3 protein-coding genes are annotated in these 2070 nt (G+C 72.3%); all 3 read left to right on the plus strand.

The window, feature by feature from the left end; translation table 11 throughout:
- The first annotated feature begins 95 nt into the window (after window positions 1-95).
- Window positions 96-764 carry an HAD hydrolase-like protein gene (locus tag G6019_RS11805; RefSeq protein WP_107756159.1) on the plus strand — a complete coding sequence of 223 codons (669 nt, stop codon included), beginning with the start codon at window positions 96-98 and terminating at the stop codon, window positions 762-764.
- On the plus strand, window positions 754-1230 hold the full coding sequence (locus G6019_RS11810) for a low molecular weight protein-tyrosine-phosphatase (protein WP_107756158.1): 477 nt from the start codon (window positions 754-756) through the stop codon (window positions 1228-1230). Before G6019_RS11805 ends, G6019_RS11810 begins: the two co-directional genes overlap by 11 nt.
- A gap of 31 nt (window positions 1231-1261) precedes the next feature.
- Window positions 1262-2070: SURF1 family cytochrome oxidase biogenesis protein (locus G6019_RS11815; RefSeq protein ID WP_182627665.1), on the plus strand; the 809-nt coding region annotated here is incomplete at its 3' end.

The raw sequence follows: 2070 nt of genomic DNA on the forward strand, positions 1-2070 counted from the left end.
CCGGGCGCGGCGCTCATGCACGGCAGCCTAGGCGGCGGGCCGGCGGCGGCGACGGGGCGGGACGCGTGGCGACCAGGGTCTGGGAGGATGACCACATGCCCGATCGCCCTGTCCTGCTCGTCGATCTCGACGGAACCATCACCGACTCCCTGGACGGTATCGCCAAATCCCTCCGTCACGCGCTCGACACCGTCGGCGCCCGGTGGGACGACTCCCGTGACATCCGGTCCATCGCGGGCCCGCCGATGCCCGACACCCTCGCCTCGCTGGGACTCGAGGGCGCGGATCTGCAGCGGGCGATGGGCGCGTACCGCGAGCGCTACGGCGAGGTGGGGTGGCTCGAGAACGCCGTCTACGAGGGAATGGACGAGTTGCTGAGCAGCCTGGCCGGCCAGGGCTTCCGGATGGCCGTGGCGACGAGCAAGGACCAGCGGGCCGCGCGGCGGATCCTGGAGCACTTCGGACTCGACGACCCCTTCGAGTTCATCGGCGGGGCGGACCTGCGTGTCGGCCGGTCGGCGAAGGCCGACGTGATCGCGCATTCGCTGGCCGCCGTCGGGTTGGACCCGGTCCCCGAGGCCGACGGGGGTACCGAGAGCGTCCTCATGATCGGCGACCGCGAGCACGACGTGGCCGGGGCCGCCCGTTACGGCATCCCCACGGCGATAGTGCGCTGGGGCTACGGCAGCCCCGAGGAGTGGGCCGATGCCCGCTGGTCCCCGGCGGACACGAACGAACTGGAGGGGATCATCCATGCCTGGTGAGCGGCCCGTCCACGTGGTCTTCGTCTGTACCGGCAACATCTGCCGCTCCCCCATGGCCGAGGTCATGGCCCGCCACGCGTTCGCCGGGGCCGGGTTGGGCGATAGGGTCACCGTCTCGAGCGTGGGCACCGGCGGGTGGCACGTGGGGGACCCGATGGACCCGCGGGCGGCGGCCGAACTGCGGTCCCACGGGTACGACGACACGCACGTGGCCGCGCAACTGGCCCCGGCCGACCACACCGCCGACCTGGTGGTGGCACTCGACCGCGGCCACCGCGACCACCTCCTCGACGCCGGGGTCGAGGATCACCGCATCCGCCTCCTGCGGGGTTTCGACCCCGCGGCGGACGGTCACGACGTAGCCGACCCCTACTACGGGGACGACGACGGCTTCACCCGGACCCGTCTCCAGATCACCGGGGCGCTCCCCGGGTTGGTGGCCGAGGTGCGTGCCCTCCTGGCGTAGCGGGTCCGGACCCAGCGGATACCCTGGTGCCATGCGGAGTCTGCGGCGCTTTCTGAGTCCCGGCTGGCTGATCGGTCTGCTCGCCGTGTCGCTGTTCGCCTGGGCGTGCTTCGCGTTGCTGGCCCCGTGGCAACTGGGCAAGAGCGAGGATCTCGACGCCCGCAACGCCCGCCTGGCGGAGTCCATCGAGGCCGCCCCGGCACCGTTCGGGCAGGTGGTCGACGGCCCCGAGGCGTTCGCGGAGCGCGAATGGCGGCTGGTGACGCTGGACGGTCGGTGGCAACCCGACTCCGAGGCCCTGCTGCGTCTGCGCGCGGTCGACGGCGAACCGGTCTACCAGGTGATGACGGTGTTCGAGCCGGTTGACGGGCCGGCGATCCTGGTCAACCGTGGCTATGTTCCCGTCGGCGAGAACAACACGGTGCCCGACTACGCCGCCGCGCCGGGTGGGCCCGTCGAGATCACCGCGCGACTCAGGGCCGCGGAGAGCGGTCAGGTCGAGCCGGTCCTCGTCGACGGGCTCCCTGCCGTCCGCGTCCTGGACCCCGCGGTCCTGGGCGACGCCCTCGACCACACACTCATCCCCGACGGGTATCTCCAGCTCACAGGGGACCAGCCCGGATCACTGACCCCGGTGCCCATCCCCGGAATCGAGAACGGCCCGTATCTGTCCTACGGGCTGCAGTGGCTCGCCTTCGGTGTCCTGGCGCCTCTCGCCCTGGCCTACTTCGCCTGGGCTGAGATCCGGGCGCGTCGTCGCGAAACCGAGGCGGCCGAGGCGGACGAGACGTCCACGGCACCGCCGCCCGGAGGCTCGGGCGACGGCCCGGGCGACGGCCC

Origin of the sequence: Dietzia sp. DQ12-76 (assembly GCF_014145045.1) — a bacterium.
Taxonomy (GTDB): Bacteria; Actinomycetota; Actinomycetes; order Mycobacteriales; family Mycobacteriaceae; genus Dietzia.